A 24,484-nucleotide genomic window follows, 5' to 3' on the forward strand; every position below is an offset into this window, starting at 1 on the left:
CGCCACGGCCGTTCGGCCGCAACAGGTGATCGCCCACGTGCGGCGGGGCGTCGGCCACGTGCGTGGAGGGAACCGAAGTGAGCGGCTGGACCTGGGAGTACGACGGTTACCTGCCCGCCGACGAGCGGCTGCGCGAGTCGCTGTGCACGCTGGGCAACGGCTACTTCGCCACCCGCGGCGCCCTGCCGGAGTGCCCGGCCGACGACGTGCACTACCCCGGGACCTACGCGGCCGGCTGCTACAACCGGCTCACCTCGGAGGTGGCGGGACACCGGGTCGAGAACGAGGACCTGGTCAACCTGCCGAACTGGCTGCCGCTCCGGTTCCGGCTGCCGGGCGGCGACTGGCTCACCCCGGACACCGCCCCGGTGCTCGACCACCGGCAGGTCCTGCGCCTCGCCACGGGCCTCCTGGAACGCCGGACCCGCTTTGCCCTCGGCAACGGCGGAGTGCTCTACGTCCGCCAGCAGCGCGTCGTCCATATGGCCGACCCGCATCTGGCCGCCCTGCGCACCGAGTTCACCGCGGAGGGCTACGCCGGGGACCTCGAGGTCGAGGCCGCGCTCGACGGCGGCGTCAGCAACGCCGGGGTGGCGCGCTACCGAGATCTCGACGGCCGTCATCTGACTCACGTGCACGGCGGAGTGGCCGCCCCGGACACGGTGTGGTTGCGCTGCCGTACCAGCACCTCCCGCATCCGTATCGGCATGGCGGCCCGGCTGGTGGCCGACGCGCCGATCACCGAGACGGCCTCCGCACCGCTTCGAGCCGTGCAGCGCCTGCTGCTCCGGCTCACACCAGGACGTACCGTCGTCGTCGACAAGACCGCGGCCGTCCACACCTCCCGCGACTCCGCGATCGGGGACCCTCTGCGGGCCGCTGTCGACCGCGTCGGCGCCGCACCCGGCTTCGACGCTCTCCTCGACTCGCACCGGACGGCGTGGGAACACCTCTGGCGGCGAGCCGAGCTGGATGTCCCGGGCCGGGCCGGACGGATTCTGCGGCTGCACCTCTTCCACGTGCTGCAGACCCTGTCCCCGCACACCGCGGACCTGGACGTGGGAGTGCCGGCCCGAGGACTGCACGGGGAGGCGTACCGCGGGCACGTCTTCTGGGATGAACTGTTCGTGCTGCCCTTCCTCAACCTGCACTTCCCGGAGGTCTCCCGCGCCCTGCTCCGCTACCGGTACCGGCGACTGGAGCAGGCGTGCGCGGCCGCCCGGGCGCTCGGCCGACGCGGTGCGCTGTACCCCTGGCAGAGCGGCAGCGACGGCCGGGAGGAGTCCCAGGAGCTGCACCTCAACCCCCGCTCGGGGCGCTGGCTCCCGGACCACTCGCGACTCCAGCGGCATGCCGGATCGGCGGTCGCGTACAACGTGTGGCAGTACTGCGAGGCCAGTGGCGACACCGGCTTCCGGGACGGCGAGGGCGCCGAGACGCTCCTGCAGATCGCCCGTTTCTGGGCGGACTCGGCCACCTGGGACGACCGGCTCGGCCGGCACCGCATCCTGGGCGTGATGGGCCCCGACGAGTACCACGACGCCTACCCGGACGCCCCGCGACCCGGCCTCGACGACAACGCCTACACCAACGTCACCGCCGCCTGGGTGCTCACCCGTGCCCTGGAGCTGCTGCGCGTGCTGCCCGAGCCCCGGCGCCGTGAACTGGCCGACCGCACCGGCCTGGACGCCGGCGAGCTCGCACACTGGGAGGACGTGTCGCGCACCCTCCACGTGCCCTTCCACGACGGCGTGATCAGCCAGTTCGAGGGCTACGGCGACCTCGCCGAACTCGACTGGGGCGGCTACCGCGAGCGCTACGACGACATCCGCCGCCTCGACCGGATCCTGGAGGCCGAGGGCGACACCGTCAACCGCTACAAGGCCTCCAAACAGGCAGACGTCCTGATGCTCGGCTACCTCTTCTCACCGGCCGAACTCCGGTCACTGTTCGAGCGGTTGGGCTACGCACTGGACGACGGGAGCTGGGCCCGCACGGTCGACTACTACCTGCGCCGCACCAGCCACGGCTCCACCCTCAGCGGCCTCGTCCACGGCTGGGTCCTGGCCCGTGCCCGGCGCGCGGACGCCTGGACGTTCGTCCAGGAGGCCCTGCGGGGCGACATCGCCGACGTCCAGGGCGGCACCACCGGAGAGGGGATCCACCTCGGCGCGATGGCGGGCACCCTCGACCTCGTCCAGCGCGGGCTGACCGGGCTGGAGACCCGCGACGGAGCACTCTGGCTCGACCCGGTGCCGCTGCCGGAGCTGTCGTCGTACACGGTGTCCCTCCGCTACCGGGGGCACTGGGGCGTACGGCTGCGCCTGGCACGGGGACGGCTGGAGATGCTGGTACCTCCCTCGGACCGTTCGCCGATCGACATCCGGCTACCGGACCGCGCGGTCCGCGTGGAGCCGGGGGACACCTGCCGGCTGGTGCTCCCGGACGGGACCTGAGGAGACTGGGCGTCGCACGGCTCCGAGCGGAGCGGCACGCGGCGTGGGTGCCCGACGGCCCCCCTCGTGCAGGGGGCGGTCTTCCGAGTGGCTCCACCCCTGCCGCTGGATAGGGTCGGGGTGTGGACCGCAGCAGCAGGCAGCCGGACGAGGCGCTCGCCGGGGAAGCGGGGGACCGGCCGTCGCCCCGGGCGGCCCGGGCCCTGTGGTGGGGATCGGCCGGTCTGGTGCTCGCCGTCCTCGGCACCTCGGTGCTCGTCGCCGGCACGGAACACGCCCGACGGCTGCCCGCGGCCGTGGCCCTGGTCCTGGTCCTGGTCTGCGCACTGAGGTGGGCGGCACGCGCCCCGGCCGTCGTACTGGCCGTGACCGCGGCGGCGGGGCTCGCGGTGTGGGCGCTGCTGCCGACGGTGACCCTGACCGGGGCCCTGCTCGCCGCGCAGGTCGCGTTGTGCGTGCTGTCGGCGACCGGACCGCGGCGGGTGTCGGTGGGGGCGCTCGCGGCGATGTGCCTGCCGGCGCCGCTCGCTTTCGGGGCGGGCGGCCCCGCGGGGCCGGCGGTCTATCTGCTGACGCTGGTGCTGGCGTGGACGGCGGGGCAGTGGCGCAGGGCGCAGCGGGCCCGGACGAGGTCGGAGACGCGCCGGGCCGTCGTGGAGGAGCGGGCACGGATCGCCCGCGAGGTGCACGACGTCGTGGCGCACACCCTCTCGGTGATGGTCATCCAGGCGGGTGCCGCGGACGACGTGTTCACCCAGCGGCCCGAACAGGCCCGGCAGGCGCTGCGGGCCATCGAGTCGGGTGCCCGGTCGGCGCTCGGCGAACTGCGCCTGCTGCTGCGGGCGTTCGCGCCCGACGCAGCAGAGGAGGGGACCGGGGAGCTGCGGCGGCCGGGGCCCTCGCTGACGCGTCTGGACGAGCTGGCCGACACCGTGCGGGCGACCGGGCTGACCGTGCGCGTGGACCGCGACGGCACCACCGACGGACTGCCGGCCACGGTGGACGCGGCGGCGTACCGAATCGTCCAGGAGGCCCTGACCAATACCCTGCGCCACGCGGCCGGCGCCGACGAGGTGAGCGTGCGGGTACGGGTGGAGGGGAAGTGTGTGAAGGTCACCGTGATCGACAACGGCCGTACGGCGCAAGGGCGTTCGGGAGCGGCGGGCGCGGGGCGCGGGCTGGTGGGGATGCGGGAGCGGGCGCGGCTCGTGGGCGGCAGCCTGCGTGCGGGCCCGCTGCCCGGCGGCGGGTTCGAGGTGGCGGCGCGGCTGCCGGTGGAGCGTGTGCCATGACGTTGCGCGTGGTCCTGGCCGACGACCAGGCCCTGGTCCGTACCGGATTCCGCATGATCATCGACGCCCGGGACGACCTGGAGGTGGTCGGCGAGGCGTCCGACGGCAGCGAGGCGGTGCGGCTGACGCGGGAGCTGGCACCCGACGTGGTGCTGATGGACGTACGCATGCCCGTCATGGACGGCATCGAGGCGACCCGGCGGATCGTGGCGGACGGCAGCCGGGCCCGGGTGCTCGTGCTGACCACCTGGGACGTGGACGCGCACGTGGTCGCCGCGCTGCGGGCCGGAGCCAGCGGTTTCCTGCTGAAGGACATCCGCGCCCCCGAACTCGCCGACGCGATCCGCGTCACCGCGCGCGGTGACGCGCTGCTGGCGCCGACCGCGCTGAGCCGCGTCCTCGACCGGTTCCTGCGCACCACGCCCGACCCGGCGCCGCCGCCCTCCCTGCGGAACCTGTCCGGCCGCGAGCGGGAGGTGCTCACCCTGATCGGGCAGGCACTGTCGAACGCGGAGATCGCCGAGCGGCTGCGCCTGTCGGAGGCCACCGTCAAGAACCATGTCACCGCGGTGCTGCGCAAACTGGGCCTGCGCGACCGCGTCCAGGCCGTCGTCGCGGCCTACGACCACGGCCTCGTACGACCGCGCCGCCCCTGACGGCACCGGCACCGGCCCTCCTCCCCAGGGAGGAGACCGGGCCGCGGTCCTCCCGTGCTCCCAGTGGCGGGCCGTTCCCGTGGCCGATCCGCGGCCCGGGTGCCCGGCCATAGCGTCGAGACGTGACCGACGACCTGGCCTGCCTCATGTATCTGCTCGCCCACGACGACGTGGCCGAAGGCCCGTACGACCGCTCCCGGACCGAGCTGCTGCTCCGTGCCGCCGCCCTGGCCGACCTCGCGCTGCGCGGCCGGCTGACGGAGGACGGCGGCACCGTCACCGTGTCCGGCACGGAACCGACCGGCGACCCCGTCCTGGACGGCGTGCTGCGCGACGCCGCCGGCGGCCACGGCTGGAAACAGCTCGTGCGCCGCCACCGCAGGCGGACCCTGACGGAGGTCGAGGACCGGCTCGCCGCGGCGGGACTCCTCACCCTGCGGGCGCCCCGCTTCCGCTTCGGCACCCGGCGGTCGACCGTGACGGACCACGCCGTGTCCGCGGCCCTCCGCGCCAGGGTGTCCGCGGCGCTGCACGGGGACGGCCCCGTGCGGGAGGTCCCCGCCGCCGACGCCGTGCTGCTCGCGTTGGCCACGGCAGGCCGGGTCCGCACCGTCGTGTCCCGGCAGGACCAGAAGACCCACCGGGCCCGTATCGACGCCTGCACAAGGCGCCTCGGCGTCCTGGCGCCCGGCCTGGAGCACGCCGTACGCGCCCTGCCGACGACCATGATCGCCGCGCAGGGCGGCATGGGCGGCGGCTGACCGCGAGGGGGAGACCACGACCATGCACCGCACCTTGACCATCCTGGCCTGCGCCCTGACCGCCGTGCTCGCGACGGCCTGGTCCGCGGCGCCACCCACCCGCCCCGCCGTCGCCACGACGGTGCACACCCGTGACGGCCTGGTGCGGGGAACCGCACACGACGGCTACCGCACCTTCGAGGGCATCCCGTACGCGGCACCGCCGGTCGGCGCGCTGCGCTGGGCGCCGCCGCGGCCCGCGGCCGCCTGGTCGGGGGTACGGGACGGGACCCGGGCCGCCAGCGCCTGCCCGCAGCCGGCCGGCGAGGTGCCCGGCGGCAGCACCGACGAGGACTGCCTCCGGCTGAACGTCACGGCACCCGACGGCGCTGGACCGGCGCGCCCCCGGCCCGTGATCGTGTGGCTGCACGGCGGCGGATTCACCACTGGGGCGGGCAGTTCGTACGACGCCCACCGCATGGCCACCCGGGGCGACGTCGTGGTCGTCACCGTCAACTACCGCCTGGGAGCTCTCGGTTTCCTCGCGCACGCGGGGCTGCCCGGCTCCGGCACCTTCGGCCTGGCCGACCAGCAGGCGGCCCTGCGCTGGGTCCGCGCCGGCATCCGTGCCTTCGGCGGCGACCCGCACGACGTGACGCTGGCCGGCGAGTCGGCGGGCGGTTACAGCGTCTGTGCCCAACTCGCCTCACCCGCCGCGGCCGGGCTCTTCGACCGGGCGATCATCGAGAGCGGACCGTGCACCGGCGGTCCCGACCGCCCCTTCGCACCGTCCTCCGTCCCCCTGCCCACGGCACGCGGCGCGGGTGCGGACCTCGCGGCGAGGGTGGGCTGCGGCTCCTCCCGCGACGTCCTCGCCTGTCTGCGGCGCGTCGACGTCTCCCGACTGCTCGCCGCCCAGGACACGGATCAACAGCCCGCCTACGACACCCCGTTGCTGCCCGGCGATCCCGCTGCGGCGATCGCCGCCGGCCGCTTCCACCATGTCCCCGTGCTCATCGGGAACAACCACGACGAGGGCAACGGCTGGGCCGCCGGCATCGTGCAGGCCGGCCACCCCGCCACCCCCGCCACCTGGCCCGACGTCGTGGCCGCCTTCTTCCCCTCGCCGGGGCAGGCGCAGGCGATCGTCCGCGAGTACCCGGTGCACCGCACCGACGGCGGCCCGGTGTTCGGCGCGGTCATCGGCGACGCGAACTTCGCCTGCCCGACGGCGCGCACCGGCGGCCTGCTCGCGGCCCGGGTACCGGTCTGGCGTTACGAGTTCGCCGACGAGCACGCTCCGCCTCTCACCCCGGGCACACCGCCGTTCCCGCTCGGCGCGCCGCACGCCAGTGAACTGCCCTATCTGTTCGACCTGGGTGGCCGCCCCCGCGAGCTGACCGCGGCACAGCACCGGCTGGCCGACACGATGATCGACTACTGGGCCCGCTTCGCCCGGACCGGCGACCCGAACGGCCCGTCGTCGCCGACCTGGTCCCGGCAGACCGTGCTGTCCCTGGCACCGGACCACATCGTCCCGACCCGGACGGTGCGGTCCCGCCATCACTGCGGGTTCTGGAACGGGCTCGGGTAACCGTGTCGCAGAGCATCCGGGTGTCCCGGCGGGCGGACCGAGGAGGTGCGCCCGCCTTGTCGTTGCCACCCGAGGCCTCCCGAGGAGAGCGGAACCACGTCCGCCGGGGCAGGCGATCAGTCGCGGGCGGGGGGAGTGTAGAAGTCGCCCACGGATGTCCAGACGCCGTTCTTGACCACCACCTTCTGCACGCTGCGGGTACCCAGGTGGTTGCTCGCGCTGAAGTTCATGACCGGCGACACCCCCGGGTCGACCTTGGCCGCCTTCTGGTACGCGGCGGTGAGGGACTGGGACGTGACGGGTCCCTTGACGGTCTCGGCGATCTCGGCGAACACCTTGGCGTTGCTCCAGCCCCACAGGGCGAGGAAGCCCGCGGTCTGGCCGGGCTCGTACTTGGCCATCGCGGTCCGGAACTCCTTCACCGCGGGGTCGTCGTCCGACGGCGCCTTGACCAGCTGGACGGCCTTGAGACCCTCGGCGGCGTCCTTGGCCAGGGCGATCGTCGACTCGGCGGCCACCGGGGCGTAGGCGTAGGTGGGCAGGGAGAGGCCCTGCAGCTTGGCCTCCTTGAGGAAGGCGGCCGCCTCGGGCGAGGTGAGGATCAGGATGACCGCCTGCGGCTTCGCCGACTTCACCTTGCTGATCACCGGTGTGTAGTCGGTGGTCTGGTACTTGACCGGCAGCCGCTCGACCTGGACCGAGGGGTCCACCTTCTTCGCGACGGGCTCCACCTGCTCGGCCACGTTCACGAACGCGGCCGGGTCGCTGTGCACGACGAGGATCTTCTTCGCGCCGTCCTGCACCGCCCACGCGGCGACCGCGGCGGCCTGGTCCTCGTAGAGGGTCTGGGTGCCGAACAGGCCGGCGCGCGGCGGCTTGTACCAGTTCTCGGCTCCGCCCACCTCGTTGAGGACCGGCACCTTGGACTGGCTGAGGACGAAGGGGAAGGCCGCCTCCGCCTGCGAGGTGCCGTTCGCGTTGACGATCGCCACGACCTTGTCCTGACCGACCAGTTCACGCGCGATCTGCACGGTCTGCTGCGGATCGGCGGCGTTGTCCTTGACGGTCCACTCGACCTTGCGGCCGTTGACGCCGCCTTGGGCGTTGAGCATCTTGAAGTAGGCGTCGGCGCCCACCTTCTCGGCCACACCGTACGTGGCGGTGGAGCCCGTGAGGGGCAGCCACGCGCCGATGTGGATCTCGGAGGAGTTGCTGCCTGCCGACGCCGAGTCCTGACCGGCACACGCGCTTGCGGTCAGTGCCAGCACGGCGAGAACGGCTGTCGCTCCCGCCGCACGGCGGGATCTGCTGATTGTCCGGAACACGGTCCACCTCGTTCACAACGGTCACAACGGGTACAAGGGACGCAACGGCTGCAAGGGACGCGACGGTCGCAACGGGATTTCACTTCGCAGGGGAGGTCCGGGCGGTCACCGCCGCGGTCGTGGTGGGCACCGGGCCGCCGCTGAAGTACGCCGATTCGGCCAGGGCCGCGAACTCCGGGTCGTCCGGCCGCCCTTGAGCGGCGACGACGCCCTCGTGCAGGACGGCCACCTCGTGGCAGACGGACAGGGCCCGGCTCAGCGACTGCTCCAGCAGCACCACCGTCAGGCCGTCGTGAGTCAGCCCGATCAGCCGGTCGTAGACCTCGTCCACCAGGGCGGGGGCCAGTCCGAGGGCCGGTTCGTCGACGATCAGGACGTCCGGCCGGACGATCAGCGCGCGGGCGATGGCGAGCATCTGCTGTTCGCCGCCCGACAACCCGGCGGCCGGGGCGGACATCCGGTCCCGCAGCCGGGCCGGCAGCCACTGGACGGTCTCCTCCAGCCGTTCGCGCAACTCCGCGCCGGTGATGCCGGCCGCGTACGCCGCGACCTCCAGGTTCTCGCGCAGCGACAGGGTCTTGAACAGCCCGCGGCCCTCGGGAGCCAGACTCGTGCGGACGGCACTGCCCGACTCCCGTACGCCGTGGGCGGGCCGGAGCGAGCCGTGCAGGATGCCCGCGAGGGTGCTCTTGCCCGCGCCGTTGGTCCCCGCGACACCGAGCACGCTTCCCTCGCGGACGTCGAGGTCGACGTCCCGCAGGGCGACCACGCCGCCGTACGCGTGACCTGTCCCGCGCAGCCGGATCAGGCTCCGTTCGCCCACGGTGTCGGGCAGTTGGGCCCGGTTGCCCACCGTTCCCAGGTAGGACGACCGCACCTTCGGGTCCTGGAGCACGGTGTCCGGGGTGCCGTCGCCGACGGTGCGGCCGAAGTCGAAGGCGAGCACCCGGTGGGCGACGGAGAAGAGGTCGTCGAGGACGTGGTCGATGACGACCACGGCGGTGCCCTCGGCGTTGAGCCGCCTGATGTGCCGGGCCAGCAACTCCCGTTCGCCCGTGTCGAGGCCGCCGAAGGGTTCGTCCAGGATCAGCAGCCGCGGCCGCTCGGCCATCGCCCGCGCGAGGTCGAGGCGCTTCTGCAGGCCGAAGGGGAGCTCCGCGGGTCGACGGTCCGCCACGTCCGCGAGGCCCACGGAGTGCAGCAGCCGGGCGACGGCGTCCCGGTCGCGGGCCGTGATGCGGCGGCGGGTGCACAACACGTTCTCGGCGACGGTGAGTTCGGAGAACACCTCGGCGTGCTGGAAGGTGCGGCCGATCCCCAGCCGCCGGCGCGCGGTCGCCCTTGCCGGCAGCAGCGGCCGGCCCGCGAAGTCGGCGGTCCCGCTGACGCGGCCGTTGCCGGTCAGCCCGGACAGCACGTTCAGCAACGTCGTCTTTCCGGCCCCGTTGGGCCCGATGACGGCCAGGATCTCGTCCTGCCGCACGGACAGCGAGGCGTCCTCCAGGGCCTTGAGTCCGCCGTACGCGACGGACACGTGCTCCAGGCGGAGGAGGCCGGGGGCTTTGCTGCCCGCCTCCGACGGGCGGCCGGGGGACGGGAGCGGCGCGGAAGGCTCGGGGGAGGGCGGTCGCCCGGTCTCCGGCCGTCGCCGTACGCGCCGCAGGATGCCCCGCGCGGGCGCGGCGAGGGACGGTACGACTCCTGCGGGCAGGAAGAGGAGGATCGCGATCAGGACGATGCCCTGCGCCACCGGCTGGGGCATCCCCACGGCGGACGAGAGCGAGGGGCTCCAGGTCAGGTAGATGCCGCCGGCCACGGCGCCGAGGGCCGAGCCGACCCCGCCGAGTACGCACGCCGCGATCAGGGAGATGCCGAAGGCGAGCGAGAACGGGTCCGGGCTGACGAATCCGGTGATCAGGCCGAGCAGCACGCCCGCGAAGCTCGTGCACGCGCCGCTCACCGCGAACGACAGCGACGACTGGGCCTCCGGCGCGATACCGACCGTACGGGCGGCCATCGGATGCGACTTGGCGGCCACCAGCCGCATGCGCAGCGCCGAGGCGCGGGCGGGTACGGCGAGGGCCAGGACCACGGCCGCGGCGCCCACCGCGAGGTACTGGGCCTCGGTGCCACCGCCCAGGAACGTGCCGAGGCCCAGGGCGCTGCGCAACTGGAGCACCGGTACTCCCTGGTCGCCCCCGGTCACACTGCTCCACCGGTTGACCAGTTCCAGGGTCACCGTGGTGAAGGCGAGGGTCAGCAGGGCGATGTAGAGCACCGAGAACCGGGCGCCGGCGTACCCGAGAAAGGCGCCCAGGGCGGTACCGACGGCGACCGCCCCCAGGACCACCGCCTCCAGCGCCCAGCCGTGTGCGCTGCCGTACGCCGCGAAGTAGGCGCCGATGGCGAAGAACGCGGGGTGGCCCACCGACCAGATGCCGGACCACCCGGCGAGCAGGCCGACCGACAGGACCACGATCGTGTACACGGCGGCCAGCGCCACCGAGTACATCTGGTAGGCCGGGATCGCGCCGGCCGCCATGAACACCATGAGCACCGCGCCGGCGGCCGGTCCCAGGGCGGCCCTCGCCAGGACGGAACGGTTGAAGACCATGGATGCGACCCCTCAGACGCGCTGGAAGGTGCGGGTGCCGAACAGGCCCTGGGGGCGGATCAGCAGCACCAGCACGGTGAACGAGAACACGAACGTGTCGCGGAACCCGGCGGAGACGTAGTTCGCCGCCAGGTTGTCCAGGACACCGATGGCCAGCCCGCCGACGACCGCGCCGTACATGCTGGTCAGACCGCCCAGGAAGATCCCGGCGAAGGCCCGGAACAGCGGTGCGGTGAGCGCCGTGGTGGCAAGGCCCGAGCGCGGCGCGTACAGGCACGCGGCCAGTGCGGCGAGTCCGAGGCCGAGGGCCCACGAGATCCGGGCGAGACGCTGGGCGCCGAGGCCGACGACCCGGGCCGTGTCGGCCGACTCGGCCACGGCCCGCATGGCCGAGCCGAGCGTGGTGCGCGAGAACAGGTGGCCCACCAGCCCCATCGCCACCGCGGCGACACCGATCGTCACCAGACTCTGCACCGGCAGCGCCGCGCCCGACCAGCGCACCGTGCCGTCCACCAGGTTGGGGAAGTCCCTGGGCTGTTCGCCCCAGACCGACCCGGCCAGGTTCTCGGCGATCAGCGAGACTCCCATGGTCACGACCAGTGCGGAGAACAGCTGTCCCTGGCCCAGCGGCCGGATCACGGTCTCGCGGACCAGCAGGCCCGCCGCGACGGTGACGACGACGGCGGCGAGGAGGCCGAGCACCGTCGCCACGCCGCGGTCGTGGAGCGAGACCGCCACGTACAGGCCCAGGGTCGCGAGCGACGCCATCGCGAAGTTCACGACGTCCGTGGCCCGGTAGATGATGACCAGCCCGAGGCCCATGAGGCCGTACACGGCTCCACTCGCCACACCGCTGACCAGGACAAGCAGGAACTGACTCACAGTCCCTCCCTCGGGGAAGAGCGCGTTTCACGCCACGCGTGCGGGAAGTACGGGCATCGCGGGGAGCGCCGAATCAAAGTGAACTCACTTCAGTAAGCTAGGCACTGCGATGCCGGGCGGGCAAGACTCGTGCACGGGATTTGTGCGTGCCGTCCCGGGGCGGTCTCAGCGATCGTCGGCCGTGGGCTTCCCGGCCAGCGCGGTACGGGCCGCCGCCAGCCCGAAGACCAGGGCGGGGGCGAGGCCGCCCGCGTAGGCGCGCCGGTACAGCCCGCCCGCGTCCGCGCCGGCCGCGAGCAGTCCGGGGACCGGCCGGCATCCGTCGGCGCCCGCGTCTCCGGGCCCGGACAGGACGCGGGCCGCCGAGTCGATCAGCAGCCCCCCGAAGGTGAACGTGACCGCCGGGGCGACCTCGATGACGTAGAACGGCGGCTCGTCCAGGGGGCGGGAGTCCAGCAGGCGCCCGGGTGCCGGGACGCCGCCCGATGCCGCGGTGGCGTTGAACTCCTTGACGCGGTCGCGGATCACGGCGCCGGGATAGCCCCACTCCTCGGGCATCGACGCGAAGTCCTCCAGGTCGTCCGCCACCGCGCAACGGGCACCGGCGCGATGGCACAGCTGGAACTTGTCGACGCCCGGGATGCCCTCCACGTACGAGGCGCTGATCCACTCCCGGTGCACGCGCGCGTCGGCGACCAGCAGACCGCGGGCCTGCGGCCGGTCCAGCAGGGCCATGGCCGTGAGATGGTCGCCGACCGTCTCGTCGGCGAAGCGCTCACCCGTGGTGTCGAAGAGCAGGGCGTGTTCGCTGTAGTAGAGCGCGAGGTCGACGAAGCGTGCCGGGTCGGCCAGGGAGACGCCGGCCGGCATCAGGTGGCCGTAGAATCCGGCGTCCTTCCTGCCGAACCCGGCACCCACGGCCCGGCCGAGCGCGAGCCCGTCGCCGCGGCTGTGCGGGTTGGCCCGCAGCCCGACGTCCGCGGCCTGCGGGTGGAGGTGCCGGGCGCGCAGCTCGGGATCGCCCTGGAAGCCGCCGGTCGCGAGCAGGGTCCAGGTTGCCTCGATCCGGCGCGCCGAACCGTCCGGCATGAGGCACTCGGCCCCCGTCACCCGGCCGTTCGCCGTCCGGAGGGTGCGGGTCCAGGTGCCGGTCAGCACCTCCTGCCCCCGGTCCCTGAGGAGTCGTTCGCAGGTGTCGAGGTAGTGGTTGGTGTCGACCTGATGCCCGCGGCCGAAGCCGAGGACGGGCACCGGCGGCCTGCATTCCACGCCGAGCGACCGGACCCAGGCCACCGCGTCGGCGAATCCGCCGACCAGGGCCGCGGCCAGCTCCGGGTCGCCCTCCGGATTGACCCGGCGCAACTCCTCGACGGTGGTGGCGGTCCAGAGGAAACCGGCGAAGCGGGCGGAGCCGCCGGTGCGGTCCGCCTTCTCCACCAGCACCACCGAACCGCCCTCGGCCGCCACCCGGGCGGCGGCCGAGAGTCCGGCCATGCCGCCGCCTATCACCAGCAGATCCACTGTGTCGGTGCCCATGGGCAGTCCACCGCCTTTGCGTCACTGAGTGAGGTCTGACGCTAATTGAACTCACTTCTGTAGTCGAGAGGCCGGCGTGGGCCCGCTGCGGCGGTACGGTTTCGGCCGGGCCGGAACCCAGGCGGGGAATCAGTCGGGAACGAGGACGGCGCGCCCGCGCACGGCGCCCGCGCGCAGCCTGTCGAACGCCTCCAGGGCGCTCGACAGGGCGTGCCGTTCGACCTCCACGCGCAGGGACCCCTCGCGGGCCAGGGCGACGACCCGTTCGAGTTCGGGCACGGTTCCCCAGAAGGGCAGCGAGATCCGCGTTCCGGGAGGGAGCGCCCCGGGCTTGCGGACCGTCAGTTCGCCGCCCCCGCTGCCGACCACGACCAGCTCCCCGCCCGCCCGCAGTACGGCGACGGCGAGCTCCAGACTGGAGCGGCTGCCGACGAAGTCGAGCACGGCCACCGCTCCGGCCCCGCCCGTCCTGGCCCGCAGGACCTGGGCGGTGTCGGGCCGCAGCAGCGTCGCGAAGTGCGCGCCGCAGGCGTCGGCCAGGGCAAGCGCCTCCTCCCGCACGTCCACCGCCAGCACCCGCACAGCCGTCGTCGCCCGCAGGATCTGGACCGCGAGGTGCCCCAGCCCGCCGACGCCGAGGACGACGACGGCGCTCGCGCCGTCGTCGAGCGGGCGGCCCACGCCGGTGACGGCGTGGTAGGCGGTGAGCCCGGCGTCGGTCAGTGGCGCCGCCTGGGCCGCGTCCAGGTCGCCCACCGGGACGAGCAACCGCCCGGACGGGACGAGGAGCGTGTCGGCCATACCGCCGTCGCGGCCCAGTCCCGCCCCGGTGCCGGTGAGCGCCTGGTCGAGAGCCGTTCGCCGGTCGCAGTAATTCTCGGCGCCCGAGGCGCAGTTCCCGCACCGCCCGCAGCCCCACGGCCCGTACACGACCACGCGCTCGCCGACCGCCGGACCCACGGCCCGCGGGCCCCGCGCCGCCACCCGGCCGGCGACCTCGTGGCCGAGGGTGAACGGAGTCCGGTAGGGGAGACCGCCCGGCGTGCTGTCGACCACATGGAGGTCCGACCGGCACAGCCCGGCCGCCTCGACCCGCACCAGTACTTCCTCGCCCGTGGGCACCGGCCGCGGCAGTTCGGTGAGGACGGGCGGCCCGCCCCAGCGTGTCAGCCGCACCGCTCTTGTTCTGCCTGTTGACATGGCTGAGACGGTAACAAAAATGAAGTCAGTTCAGTAGATGGACGGAGAGGTGGCCGCTATGGGTGACGAACGCGGTGACGGGAGGACGGGACGCTTCGGCGGACGCGTCGCTCTGGTCACCGGTGCGGGTTCCGGCATCGGGGCTGCGGCCGCCCGGCGGCTCGCCGGGCAGGGCGCCGAGGTCTTCGTGGCCGACGTCGACGGCGCCGCGGTCGAGACCGTGACCAAGGAACTGCCCGGCGCCCACGCGCTGACCATGGACGTCGCGGACCCCGCACAGGTCGACCGGGCGTTCGCGGAAGCGGCCGGAGCGCACGGACGCCTGGACGTGGTGGTGCACGCGGCCGGTGTCGACGACCCCGGAGCGAAGGAGTGGATCGCCGAGGCGCTGCTCGACGGCCGGCCGCCCGAGGTGACCACCAGGCTGGGCGACGACGCGTGGCGGCGGGTGCTGCGGGTCAACCTCGACGGCACCTTCCACGTGCTGCGCGCCGCACTGCGGGTCATGGTGCCCCGCGGATCCGGTGCGGTCGTCACCGTCGGGTCCTCCTCGGCCTTCGACACCCTGGCCGGCTATCCGCACTACGCGGCGTCGAAGGCCGGCGCGCACGCGCTGAGCCAGGCGGTCGCCAAGGAGGCGATCGCGTTCGGCGTCCGCGTCAACACGGTGGCGCCGGGGCCGACGGAGACGGGCATGGCGGCGCGCACGCCCGCGGCGCTTCGGCGCGGCCTCGCCGACCCGCGGGTGCGGCCGTACGCCACGCCTGAGGAGATCGCCGACATCGCCCTGTTCCTGGCGAGTGAGGACGCGGCGAATCTCGTGGGCGCGGTTCTGCTGGCCAACGGTGGACGGTTCACGGTGTGAGGGAGGTTCGGATGGACCGGCTCGATGTCGATCCCACGCTGCTGCTGGAGACCGAGGAGCAGCGCCAGCTGCGAGCGGTGCTACGGGATGTGCTCACCGATTCCTGCGGGCCCGAGCAGGTCCGCGAACAGGCCGCGGGCCCGCGCGGATTCGACCGGGCGCTGTGGGACCGGCTCGCTGGCGAGATCGGCGTGCACGGCCTCGCCGTTCCCGAGGCGTACGGCGGCGCCGGGTACACCTTCGCCGAGCTCGCCGTCGCCCTGGAGGAGACGGGGCGCGTGCTGTGTCCCGCACCGCTGCTGCCGACCGTCGTGCTGGCCGGGGAGGCCTTGCTGGCCAGCGGAGACCGGCGTGCCTGCGAACGCTGGCTGCCGGGCATCGCCTCCGGAGCCCGCACGGCCACCGTCGCGGGGGTCCTGCAGCCGGGCCGGGTCACGGCCGAGCGTGGCCCCGACGGCTGGGTGCTGCGCGGCGAGGCGGACTTCGTGCCCGACGGTGAGGGCGCCGATCTGCTGCTGATCGCCGCCCGTGCCCCGGACGGGGAGCGGCTGTTCGCCTGCGTTCCCGACGCCGCGACCTGCCGTCGCAGGGCTCGGCGCGTCCTCGACTCCACCCGGCGCCAGGCGCAGGTCCGCTTCACGGGAGCCGCGGCCGATCCGGTCGGTGAGCCGGGGCAGGCTCCGGCGGTCGCAGCCGCCGTGCTGGACGCCGGGCGGGTGGCGCTGGCCGTCGAACATGTGGGAGGCAGCGCGCACGCGCTGGACGCGACCCTGGAGTACGTGTCCCACCGAACTCAGTTCGGTAGGGTGATCGGATCCTTCCAGGCGATCAAGCACCGGCTGGCCGATCTCCTCGTCGCGGTCGAGGGCGCCCGCTCGGCCTCGTCGTACGCGCGTGCCTGCCTGGCTGTGCGACGGCCGGAGCTGCCCGTCGCCGCGAGCGCCGCGGCGGTCGCCTGTACCGGCGCGTATCGTCTGGCCACCACCGAATACGTCCAGCTCCACGGCGGAATCGGCTTCACCTGGGAGCATCCGGCCCACCTCTATGTGCGCCGCGCCAGGGCCGACGAGGCGCTGTTCGGCACGGGTGACGACCATGCTCTGCGCCTGGCCGGACTGCTCGGCCTCACCGGCCGCGACGGCTGACCGCCCGTCGGCGACCCGTCTTCCCGACCATTGACAGGGGCATCCACCGCCCCCAGAATCGAACTCAATTCAGTTCAGTTTGGAGGGGCTCATGGCAGTCGAAGACGAGATCCAGTTCGAGCGGGACGGGCAGGTGGCGCGGGTCTGGCTGAACCGCCCGCACAAGAAGAACTGCGTGACCGTGCCGATCCTCAACCGCCTCGACGAGATCATCACCGAGGTCGACGCGGACCCCGAACTGCGCGTGCTGGTGCTGCGCGGGCGCGGCAACACCTTCTGCTCCGGGTTCGACCTGGACAGCCTCAAGGCCGACTTCGTCGGCCGGTCCAACGCCATCGACGTCGCCGTGCTGTCGGCCAAGGTCTGCGACCGGCTGTACTCGATGAAGACCCCGTCGATCGCCGTCCTCGAAGGGCACGTCACGGCCGGCGGCTTCGAGCTGATGATCTCCTGCGACTTCGCGATCGCCGCGGACGACGCCCTGATCGGGGACTTCCACATCCGCCGTGCCCTGTTCGGCGGAGCGGGTCCGATCTACCGGGTGCCGCGCATGATCGGCGTCCGCAAGACCAAGGAGCTCATGCTCACCGGCAAGCTGCTCACCGGGGTCGAGGCCGCCGAGTTCGGGCTGATCAATTCCTCGGCGCCCGCGGACAAACTCGACGCCACCGTCGAGGAGTTCGCCGACCAGCTCGTCGACAAGAGCCCGTTCACCATGTGGATCACCAAGATGACCATCGACCGGAGTCTCGACGCGGACATCCAGTCCCTGATGGTCATGGAACACCTCGCGGTCGGCGTGATGCTCAACTCCGAGGACGCGGCGGAGGGCGTGGCGGCCTTCCTGGAGAAGCGGGAACCGCAGTGGAAGGGCCGCTGAGCCCCGCGGCGGAGACCGGGAGCCGGCTGCGCGGCTCCCGGTGCGCCGAGTGCGCGGTGGCCGCCTACCCGGCCCGCCCCGGGTGTCCCCGCTGCGGGGGACCGGCCGAGCCGGTCGTGCTCTCCGCCACGGGCACGCTGTGGACCTGGACCGTGCAGCGGTACGCGCCCAAGTCGCCGCCGTACGTCCCGCCCGCCGCCGGGTTCACGCCGTTCGCCGTCGGATACGTCGAACTCCCCGAAGGCGTACGGGTGCTGGCCGCCCTCGACATCGCGCCCGAGGACGCGGAGATCGGCATGCCGGTCACCGTCACGGCGGGGGACGGGGTGCCGAGGGCCGCGGGAGCCGTCGTATGAACGGCGAGGACGTGTTCGTCTGCGGTGCCGGGATCACCTCCTTCGCCCGGACGGAGGCGAGCGGCCGGGATCTGGCCGTGCGGGCCGTACGCGCCGCTCTCCAGGACGCCGGACTTCCGTGGTCGCGGGTGCGAGCCGCGTACGGCGGCAGCGATGGGGCCGGCAACGCCGACACACTGGTCTCCGAACTCGGCCTGACCGGCGTCCCGTTCACCAACGTCCGCAACGGCTGCGCCACCGGCGGCAGCGCGCTGGTGGCGGCGGTCAACGCCATCCGGTCGGGGGCGGCGGACGTCGCCCTCGCCGTCGGCTTCGACAAACACCCGCGCGGCGCCTTCGACCCACGGCCCGCGGACTGGGGGCTCGACGAGGCCTACGGCCGCGACGGGCTGATGGTCACCACCCAGTTCTTCGCGATGAAGATCCAGCGGTACATGCACGACCACGGCATCACTCCCCGCACCCTCGCCCTGGTCGCCCAGAAGGCGTACGCCAACGGCGCCCTCAACCCCCACGCCTGGCGGCGCAAGCCGCTCGACGCCGACGAGATCCTCGCGTCCGGCATGGTCAGCGACCCGCTGACCCGGTACATGTTCTGCTCACCCGGTCAGGGCGCGGTCGCCCTGCTCCTGTGCGGCCGCGCCGTGGCCCGAGGGCTCGGCGGTGCACCGGTCAGGCTCCGGGCGGCCGTCGTTCGGACCCGCAGGTTCGGCTCCTTCGAGGTGTTCAGCCCCTGGGCACCGCCCGGGACCCCGACCAGCGTGAGCGCGGACGCCGCCCAACAGGCCTTCGAGGAAGCAGGGTTGGGCCCCGGGGACATCGACGTGTGCCAGCTCCAGGACACCGAGAGCGGCGCCGAGGTGATGCACCTGGCCGAGTGCGGCTTCTGCGCACACGGCGAACAGGAGTCGCTCATCCCCTTCGGTGCGACCGGGATCGGCGGCTCGCTGCCGGTCAACACCGACGGCGGCTGCATCGCCAACGGCGAACCCATCGGCGCCTCCGGGCTGCGCCAGGTCCACGAGGTCGTCCAGCAGTTGCGCGGCCGGGCCGGCGAGCACCAGGTGCCGGGTGATCCGGCGGCCGGCTTCACCCATGTGTACGGGGCGCCGGGCGTCAGCGCCTGCACCGTGCTGACCCGCTGAGCGCGTCGAGGAGAAGAAGGGAGGTCGGAGGACCATGAGCGGCATTCCCGAGCCGGCGGAGTTCCGCGCCCAGGCCCGGAACTGGCTGACCGGCGTGGCGAAAGAGCGCGCCGCGCACCAGGACCGGGGCCGCGGCGACGACTCGGTGGCGGTCTTCGAGAACTGGACCGAAGCGGAAGAGCGCGCCCACACCGACCTGACACGGCGGTGGGAGCGCACCCGGTACGACCAGGGCTGGGGCGCCCTCGACTGGCCCTTGGTCTACGGGGGCCGCGAACTGCCCTCGTACTATGAGCAGTTGTACCGAGCCGAAGAGGCGGCCTTCGACGTCCCGCGGCGCACCGAGGTCTTCCCGGTCACCCGGCAACTCGTCGCCCCCGCCGTCCGCGTCTGGGGCACGGACGAACAGAAGCGGCGCTGGCTGCGCCCCATGCTCCGCACCGACGAACTGGCCTGCCAGCTCTTCTCGGAGACCGAGGCCGGATCCGACCTGGCCGGCGTCCGCACCCGGGCCGTACGGGAGGGCGACGGCTGGGTGGTGCGCGGCCACAAGGTCTGGACGTCCGGCGCGCGCGTCGCCACCTGGGGCGTCGCCGTGTGCCGCACCGACGCGGACGCCCCCAAGCACGCGGGCATCACGGTCCTCCTGGTCCGGATGGACGCGCCGGGCGTGACCGTACGACCCATCCGGCAGATGACCGGCGGCTCCAGCTTCAACGAGGTCTACCTGGACGACGTCTTCGTGCCCGACACCGACCGGCTCGGCCCGGTCGGCGAGGGCTGGCGGGTCACCCTCACCGTGCTCGCCGCCGAACGCCTCGACTCCGGCGGCCTCGGCCTGGACAACGCCGAGCGCGCCCTGGACCTCGCCCGGCAGCTGCCCCGCCCGCTCACCGGCGGAGAGCGGCTGCAGGCGGCCGACCTGTACGTCCGCGGCCTCGTCCAACGGCTCACCGGGCTGCGGGTGACGGCAGCCCTTGCCGCGGGCCGCCCACCGGGCGCCGAGGCATCGGTCGGCAAGCTCCACGCCACCGCGACCATGCGCGCCACCACGGATCTCGTCCAGCAGCTCCTCGGACCCCGGCTGGCCGCCGACACGGGGGAGTGGGGCACCTTCGCCTGGACCGAGCACCTGCTCGGCGCCCCCGGCTACCGCATCGCCGGCGGCAGCGACGAGATCCAGCGCAACATCCTGGCCGAGCGCGTGCTCCGGCTGCCGAAAGAGCCGAAGGGGACAGGGAGTTGAGTACGACGACCGAAGTGGCCGAACTCGGACGGCGGGTCCGTGAACGGCTCGCAGCCCGGCACCCGCACGAGCCGCCGGGCGACCTGCGCACGCTACCCGGCGGGCACTCGGGCCTCACCTACTCGGTCACGGCGGGAGAGGTGCCGTACGTCGTGAAGGCGGTGCCACCGGGACAGCGCGCCGTCGGCCGCAACGACGTGCTGCGGCAGGCCCGGATCCTGCGCGCGCTCGCCGGGTCGCCGGTGCCCGTCCCGGCCGTCGTGGCCGTGGACGAGTCCGAACCCGCCTGGTTCGCGATGGAGTTCGTGGAGGGCGAGGCCGTCGAGCCGGTCCTCGACGAGCACCGCCTGGCTCCCGGACTGTGCCGGACCCGCATGCTGGCCCTGGCCGGCGTGCTGCGGGACCTGCACGCAACGGCGGGTCCCGGGGCTGCCGAACCGCTCGACGCGGCAGGAGAGCTGGAGCGGTGGAGCCGGACCATGCGAGCGGTTCCGGACTCACTGCGCCCCGGTTCCGAGGACGTCCTGCGCGCCCTGGCCGCGGGCGTCCCCGACAGCACGGCCGCCACCCTGACCCACGGCGACTTCCGCCTAGGCAACGTCCTGTGCCGCGGCGAGCGGCCGGCGGCCGTCGTCGACTGGGAGATCTGGGGGTACGGCGATCCCCGCATCGACCTCGCGTGGTTCCTGCTCTTCACCGACCACCGCGACTTCCCTCACCTCGGCCGCGCGGTCCCCGGTCTGCCCACCGAGGAAGAGCTGCTCACCGCCTACCTCGACGGCCGTCCCGAACCTCCCGCCCTCGACTGGTTCCGGGCCCTGGCCCGCACCAAGATGGCCGCGATCATGGGGCACAACCTGCGCAGGCACCGCGAGGGCAAGCACCACGACCCCGACCAGGAGCGGCTGCCCCCGACCATCGCGGCGATGATCCGCACGGCCGCCGACATCCTCGCCGGAAGCCCCCGGCGACCCCGACGGCCTTGAAGGAGCCACCCCATGGATTTCGGACTCTCGCCCAAGGCCGACGAACTCCGTTCCCGTATGGCCGCGTTCATGGCGGAGTACGTCCTGCCCGCCGAACCCGTCTACGACCGCCAGCTCGCCGGGGCGGAGGACCCGCACCAGCTCCCGCCGATCATGCGGGAGTTGCAGGAGAAGGCGCGCGCCGAGGGCCTGTGGAATCTCTTCCTCGCCCACGGAGACTGGGGCGCCGGCCTCACCAACCTCGAATACGCCCCGCTCGCCGAGCTGGCCGGCCGCTCCGTCATCGGCCCCGAGGTGTTCAACTGCTCGGCCCCCGACACCGGCAACATGGAACTGCTCGCCCTCTTCGGCACCCCTGAGCAGCAGGACCGCTGGCTGCGCCCGCTGCTGGCCGCCCGGATCCGCTCCTGTTTCGCCATGACCGAGCCCGAGGTGGCCAGTTCCGACGCACGCAACATCCGAACCCGGATCACCCGGGACGGCGACGCGTACGTCGTCGACGGCCACAAGTGGTACACCTCCGGGATCCTCGATCCGGACTGCGCGCTGATCATCCTGATGGGGGTCTCGGATCCCGGGGCACCCGCCTACCGTCAGCAGAGCATGCTCCTGATCCCGCGCGACACCCCGGGCATCACCGTCCTGCGCGATCTGCCGATGTTCGGCTACACCGACCGCTGCGGACACGGCGACGTGCTCTTCGAGAACGTGCGGGTGCCGGTCTCCGCGCTGCTCGGTGGCGAGGGCGAGGGGTTCGCGCTGGCCCAGGGACGGCTGGGGCCCGGCCGGATGCACTACGCCATGCGGGCGGTCGGATTCGCCGAACGAGCCCTGGAGCTGATGTGCCGCCGGGCCCTGAGCCGTACCGCCTTCGGCGGCCCGCTCGCCGAACAGGGTGTCGTGCGTGAGTGGATCGCCCGCAGCCGGATCGAGATCGAGCAACTGCGCCTGCTGGTCCTCAAGTCGGCGTGGCTGATGGACACCTCGGGCAACGAGGCCGCGCGTACCGAGGTCGCCGCGATCAAGGTGGCCGCGCTGGAGGTGGCCCACCGGGTCGTCGACCGGGCGGTCCAGGCGCACGGGGCGGCCGGGGTCAGCGACGACACGGTCCTGGCCCGCCTCTACGCCATCACCCGGGCGCTGCGGATCGCGGACGGCCCGGACGAGGTGCACCTGCGCACCGTGGCCCGGCGTGAACTGGCCAGGTATCCCGAGGAGTCGGCATGAGCGTGCAAGCACTGGACGGACGGGTGGCCGTGATCACCGGCGGCTCCCGGGGGATCGGGCTCGGCATCGCCAAGGCGTACCGGGAGGCGGGTGCCCATGTGGTGATCGCCGCCCGCAAGCCGGACGGACTGGCCGCCGCCCGCGCGGAGTTGCTGCGGGTCAAGGGCGACGGCGAGGTGCACGAGGTGGTCGCCCACGCGGGCCGGCCGGAGGACGCCGAGCGGTGCGTCGAGGAGACCACGGGCCGGTTCGGGCGGCTCGACGTGCTGGTCAACAACGCGGCCACGAACCCCTACATGGGCCCCCTCCTCGACCTCGACCCGCCACGCGCCCAGAAGACCGTGGAGGTCAATCAGTACGGCATGGTCGTCTGGACCCGGCACGCCTGGCAGGCATGGATGCGCGAGCACGGGGGAGCCGTCGTCAACATCGCCTCCGTCGGCGGGCTGGTCGTCGATCCGCACATCGGCTGGTACAACGCCACCAAGGCGGCGATGCTCCACCTGACCCGGCAGCTCGCCTACGAACTCGGGCCGCACGCCAGGGTCAACGCGATCGCGCCCGGCCTGATCAAGACCGAACTGGCGCGGGCCGTGTGGGAGCCGAGGGAGCCGATCCTCACCGCCAAGCTGCCCCTGCGCAGGCTGGGAACGGTCGAGGACGTGGCGAACGCGGCCCTGTTCCTCGCGTCCGGCGCCTCGTCCTGGATGACGGGCCAGACGCTCGTCCTGGACGGCGGGGCGACCGCGCTGCCGATCGGGGTGGACGGGTGAGCACCACGGCCGCGGACCTGTTCTCGCTCGAAGGCCGGACGGCCGTGGTCACCGGGGCCTCGTCGGGGCTGGGCGCACGCTTCGCCACGGTGCTGGCCGCCGCCGGGGCCACGGTGTTCGCGGCGGCCCGGCGACCGGACCGGCTGAAGGAACTGGCCGACGGCGACCCGCGCATCCACCCGGTCGTCTGCGATGTGACGAGGGAGGCGGACCGCGTCCGGCTGGCGGAGACCGCCTTCGAGCACGGCGGCCGGCTCGACGTCCTGGTCAACAACGCGGGGGCACCCGGCGCCGTACGCGCACAGGACGAGAGCCCCGGCGATTTCGCGGGCGTCCTGGCCGTCAACCTCGTGGCACCGTTCCACCTCGCCCGGCTGCTCGCCGAGGCACGGAGCGACCATGGTCGTACGAGATCGGTCGTCAACGTCTCCTCCGTCCTCGGACTGGTCTCCGGTGCCCCGCTCGGCGGGGCCGCCTACGCCGCCTCCAAGGCGGGGCTCCTCGGGCTGACGCGCGAGCTGGCCGGGCAGTGGGGAGGGGTCGGGGTGCGGGTGAACGCCCTCGCACCCGGATGGTTCCGCTCCGAGATGACCGACGGACTGTTCGCCGACGAGCGCTCCCGGCGCTGGGTGGAGCGCGGCACGATGCTCGGGCGCGGCGGCGCACCGGGCGAGCTCGACGGCGCGCTGCTCTACCTGGCCTCGGACGCGTCCTCGTACTGCACCGGCCAGGTGCTCACCGTGGACGGGGGGTGGACGGCGCGATGAGGGTCACTGTCGAGATCGACGACGACGGGGTGGCTCGCGTCGGGATGTGCCGGGGCTCGGGCAACGCGATCGACCTCGCGATGGCCCAGGGACTGCTGGAGGCGGCACAGGAGTGCGAGGCGGCCCGGGTGCGGGCGGTGCTGCTCACCGGACGTGGGCCCTCGTTCTGTGTGGGCGGCGACCTGAAGGAGTTCGGTGCCCTGCCTGTGGAACGGCTGGCCGGACACCTCACCGACGTCACCGACGCACTGCACCGGGCGCTGCGGATCCTCGCCGGCCTCGACGCGCCGCTGGTGGCGGCCGTGCAGGGGGCCGTAGCCGGGGCCGGACTCGGGCTGGCCATGGCCGCCGACCTCGGGTTCGCCGCCGCGGATGCCCACTTCACGGCGGCGTACACCGCGATCGGGTACACGCCGGACGCCGGGGTGAGCTGGCTGCTGCCCCGGCTCGTCGGCCCCAAGCGGGCGCTGGACCTGCTGCTGACCAACCGAAGGGTGCCGGCCGCGGAGGCGCTGGAGATCGGGCTCGTCAGCAGGGTCGTCGCGCCGGAGCGGCTCCGGGAGGAAGCAGAGGGCGCCGCGCGGACCCTGGCGCGTGGGGCCACCGAGGCACACGGCGTCACTCGGCGGCTGGTCGCCGGTGCGTTCTCGGCCGGGCTGGACGAGCAGCTCGACGCGGAGGCCCGCCGGCTGGCCGTGGCCGCCGTGTCGGGGGAGGGGCGGGAGGGTCTGGCCGCGTTTCGCGTCCAGCGGCGGCCGGACTTCTCGCGTGCGGCGGCGCGGTGACGGGCGGGGCCGTC

21 protein-coding genes are annotated in these 24,484 nt (G+C 73.5%); 16 read left to right on the plus strand and 5 right to left on the minus strand.

What is annotated here, in order from left to right; all coding sequences use genetic code 11:
- Nucleotides 1–77 precede the first annotated feature (77 nt).
- From ACFY0P_RS07030 to ACFY0P_RS07050, 5 genes are all read left to right on the plus strand, one after another.
- Nucleotides 78–2,456 (plus strand): glycoside hydrolase family 65 protein, encoded by a 2,379-nt coding sequence (locus ACFY0P_RS07030; RefSeq protein WP_388908206.1) that lies wholly within the window; start codon nucleotides 78–80, stop codon nucleotides 2,454–2,456.
- 122 nt (nucleotides 2,457–2,578) lie between these two features.
- On the plus strand, nucleotides 2,579–3,748 hold the full coding sequence (locus ACFY0P_RS07035; RefSeq protein ID WP_388908208.1) for a sensor histidine kinase: 1,170 nt from the start codon (nucleotides 2,579–2,581) through the stop codon (nucleotides 3,746–3,748).
- Nucleotides 3,745–4,404 (plus strand): response regulator, encoded by a 660-nt coding sequence (locus ACFY0P_RS07040; RefSeq protein WP_388908210.1) that lies wholly within the window; start codon nucleotides 3,745–3,747, stop codon nucleotides 4,402–4,404. Before ACFY0P_RS07035 ends, ACFY0P_RS07040 begins: the two co-directional genes overlap by 4 nt.
- 122 nt (nucleotides 4,405–4,526) lie before the next feature.
- Nucleotides 4,527–5,165 carry a GPP34 family phosphoprotein gene (locus ACFY0P_RS07045; RefSeq protein ID WP_388908212.1) on the plus strand — a complete coding sequence of 213 codons (639 nt, stop codon included), beginning with the start codon at nucleotides 4,527–4,529 and terminating at the stop codon, nucleotides 5,163–5,165.
- Nucleotides 5,166–5,187: 22 nt separating this feature from the next.
- The gene (locus ACFY0P_RS07050; RefSeq protein WP_388908214.1) at nucleotides 5,188–6,738 is read left to right on the plus strand and encodes a carboxylesterase/lipase family protein; all 1,551 of its coding nucleotides are present in this window, start codon (nucleotides 5,188–5,190) and stop codon (nucleotides 6,736–6,738) included.
- 116 nt (nucleotides 6,739–6,854) lie between these two features.
- On the opposite strand, the gene ACFY0P_RS07055 is transcribed toward ACFY0P_RS07050, so the two are convergent.
- The 5 genes from ACFY0P_RS07055 to ACFY0P_RS07075 form a co-directional block, all read right to left on the minus strand.
- The gene (locus ACFY0P_RS07055; protein ID WP_388908216.1) at nucleotides 6,855–8,063 is read right to left on the minus strand and encodes an ABC transporter substrate-binding protein; all 1,209 of its coding nucleotides are present in this window, start codon (nucleotides 8,061–8,063) and stop codon (nucleotides 6,855–6,857) included.
- A gap of 79 nt (nucleotides 8,064–8,142) precedes the next feature.
- Nucleotides 8,143–10,677, minus strand: a complete 2,535-nt coding sequence (locus ACFY0P_RS07060; protein ID WP_388908218.1) for an ATP-binding cassette domain-containing protein — start codon at nucleotides 10,675–10,677, stop codon at nucleotides 8,143–8,145.
- 12 nt (nucleotides 10,678–10,689) lie between these two features.
- On the minus strand, nucleotides 10,690–11,559 hold the full coding sequence (locus ACFY0P_RS07065) for a branched-chain amino acid ABC transporter permease (RefSeq protein WP_388908220.1): 870 nt from the start codon (nucleotides 11,557–11,559) through the stop codon (nucleotides 10,690–10,692).
- A gap of 165 nt (nucleotides 11,560–11,724) precedes the next feature.
- Nucleotides 11,725–13,095, minus strand: coding sequence for an FAD-dependent oxidoreductase (locus tag ACFY0P_RS07070; protein WP_388908222.1), 1,371 nt, complete (start codon nucleotides 13,093–13,095; stop codon nucleotides 11,725–11,727).
- 129 nt (nucleotides 13,096–13,224) lie between these two features.
- On the minus strand, nucleotides 13,225–14,295 hold the full coding sequence (locus tag ACFY0P_RS07075; protein WP_388908224.1) for an NAD(P)-dependent alcohol dehydrogenase: 1,071 nt from the start codon (nucleotides 14,293–14,295) through the stop codon (nucleotides 13,225–13,227).
- Nucleotides 14,296–14,353: 58 nt separating this feature from the next.
- Here ACFY0P_RS07075 and ACFY0P_RS07080 point away from each other — a divergent pair, with 58 nt between their 5' ends.
- The 11 genes from ACFY0P_RS07080 (at nucleotide 14,354) to ACFY0P_RS07130 (ending at nucleotide 24,470) form a co-directional block, all read left to right on the plus strand.
- Nucleotides 14,354–15,160, plus strand: a complete 807-nt coding sequence (locus ACFY0P_RS07080; RefSeq protein ID WP_388908226.1) for an SDR family NAD(P)-dependent oxidoreductase — start codon at nucleotides 14,354–14,356, stop codon at nucleotides 15,158–15,160.
- An 11-nt stretch (nucleotides 15,161–15,171) separates the two neighbouring features.
- Complete coding sequence (locus ACFY0P_RS07085) at nucleotides 15,172–16,305, plus strand: acyl-CoA dehydrogenase family protein (protein WP_388908228.1); 1,134 nt, start codon at nucleotides 15,172–15,174, stop codon at nucleotides 16,303–16,305.
- A 91-nt stretch (nucleotides 16,306–16,396) separates the two neighbouring features.
- Nucleotides 16,397–17,185, plus strand: a complete 789-nt coding sequence (locus ACFY0P_RS07090; RefSeq protein WP_351492692.1) for an enoyl-CoA hydratase/isomerase family protein — start codon at nucleotides 16,397–16,399, stop codon at nucleotides 17,183–17,185.
- On the plus strand, nucleotides 17,170–17,541 hold the full coding sequence (locus ACFY0P_RS07095) for a Zn-ribbon domain-containing OB-fold protein (RefSeq protein ID WP_388908230.1): 372 nt from the start codon (nucleotides 17,170–17,172) through the stop codon (nucleotides 17,539–17,541). The genes ACFY0P_RS07090 and ACFY0P_RS07095 overlap by 16 nt, the downstream gene beginning before the upstream one ends.
- Nucleotides 17,538–18,686: a thiolase family protein gene (locus ACFY0P_RS07100; RefSeq protein WP_388908232.1), complete on the plus strand. Its 1,149-nt coding sequence runs from the start codon at nucleotides 17,538–17,540 to the stop codon at nucleotides 18,684–18,686. Before ACFY0P_RS07095 ends, ACFY0P_RS07100 begins: the two co-directional genes overlap by 4 nt.
- 34 nt (nucleotides 18,687–18,720) lie before the next feature.
- Nucleotides 18,721–19,932 (plus strand): acyl-CoA dehydrogenase family protein, encoded by a 1,212-nt coding sequence (locus ACFY0P_RS07105; RefSeq protein WP_388908234.1) that lies wholly within the window; start codon nucleotides 18,721–18,723, stop codon nucleotides 19,930–19,932.
- On the plus strand, nucleotides 19,929–20,918 hold the full coding sequence (locus ACFY0P_RS07110) for a phosphotransferase family protein (RefSeq protein ID WP_388908236.1): 990 nt from the start codon (nucleotides 19,929–19,931) through the stop codon (nucleotides 20,916–20,918). Before ACFY0P_RS07105 ends, ACFY0P_RS07110 begins: the two co-directional genes overlap by 4 nt.
- Nucleotides 20,919–20,930: 12 nt before the next feature.
- On the plus strand, nucleotides 20,931–22,145 hold the full coding sequence (locus ACFY0P_RS07115) for an acyl-CoA dehydrogenase family protein (RefSeq protein ID WP_388908238.1): 1,215 nt from the start codon (nucleotides 20,931–20,933) through the stop codon (nucleotides 22,143–22,145).
- Complete coding sequence (locus ACFY0P_RS07120; protein WP_388908240.1) at nucleotides 22,142–22,918, plus strand: SDR family oxidoreductase; 777 nt, start codon at nucleotides 22,142–22,144, stop codon at nucleotides 22,916–22,918. The genes ACFY0P_RS07115 and ACFY0P_RS07120 overlap by 4 nt, the downstream gene beginning before the upstream one ends.
- The gene (locus tag ACFY0P_RS07125) at nucleotides 22,915–23,685 is read left to right on the plus strand and encodes an SDR family NAD(P)-dependent oxidoreductase (RefSeq protein WP_388908242.1); all 771 of its coding nucleotides are present in this window, start codon (nucleotides 22,915–22,917) and stop codon (nucleotides 23,683–23,685) included. The genes ACFY0P_RS07120 and ACFY0P_RS07125 overlap by 4 nt, the downstream gene beginning before the upstream one ends.
- A complete protein-coding gene (locus tag ACFY0P_RS07130) occupies nucleotides 23,682–24,470 on the plus strand; it encodes an enoyl-CoA hydratase-related protein (protein WP_388908244.1) in 789 nt (262 codons plus the stop codon). The genes ACFY0P_RS07125 and ACFY0P_RS07130 overlap by 4 nt, the downstream gene beginning before the upstream one ends.
- Nucleotides 24,471–24,484 lie beyond the last annotated feature (14 nt).

The sequence above is a fragment of the Streptomyces sp. NPDC001714 genome, assembly GCF_042892755.1.
Classification (GTDB): domain Bacteria; phylum Actinomycetota; class Actinomycetes; order Streptomycetales; family Streptomycetaceae; genus Streptomyces.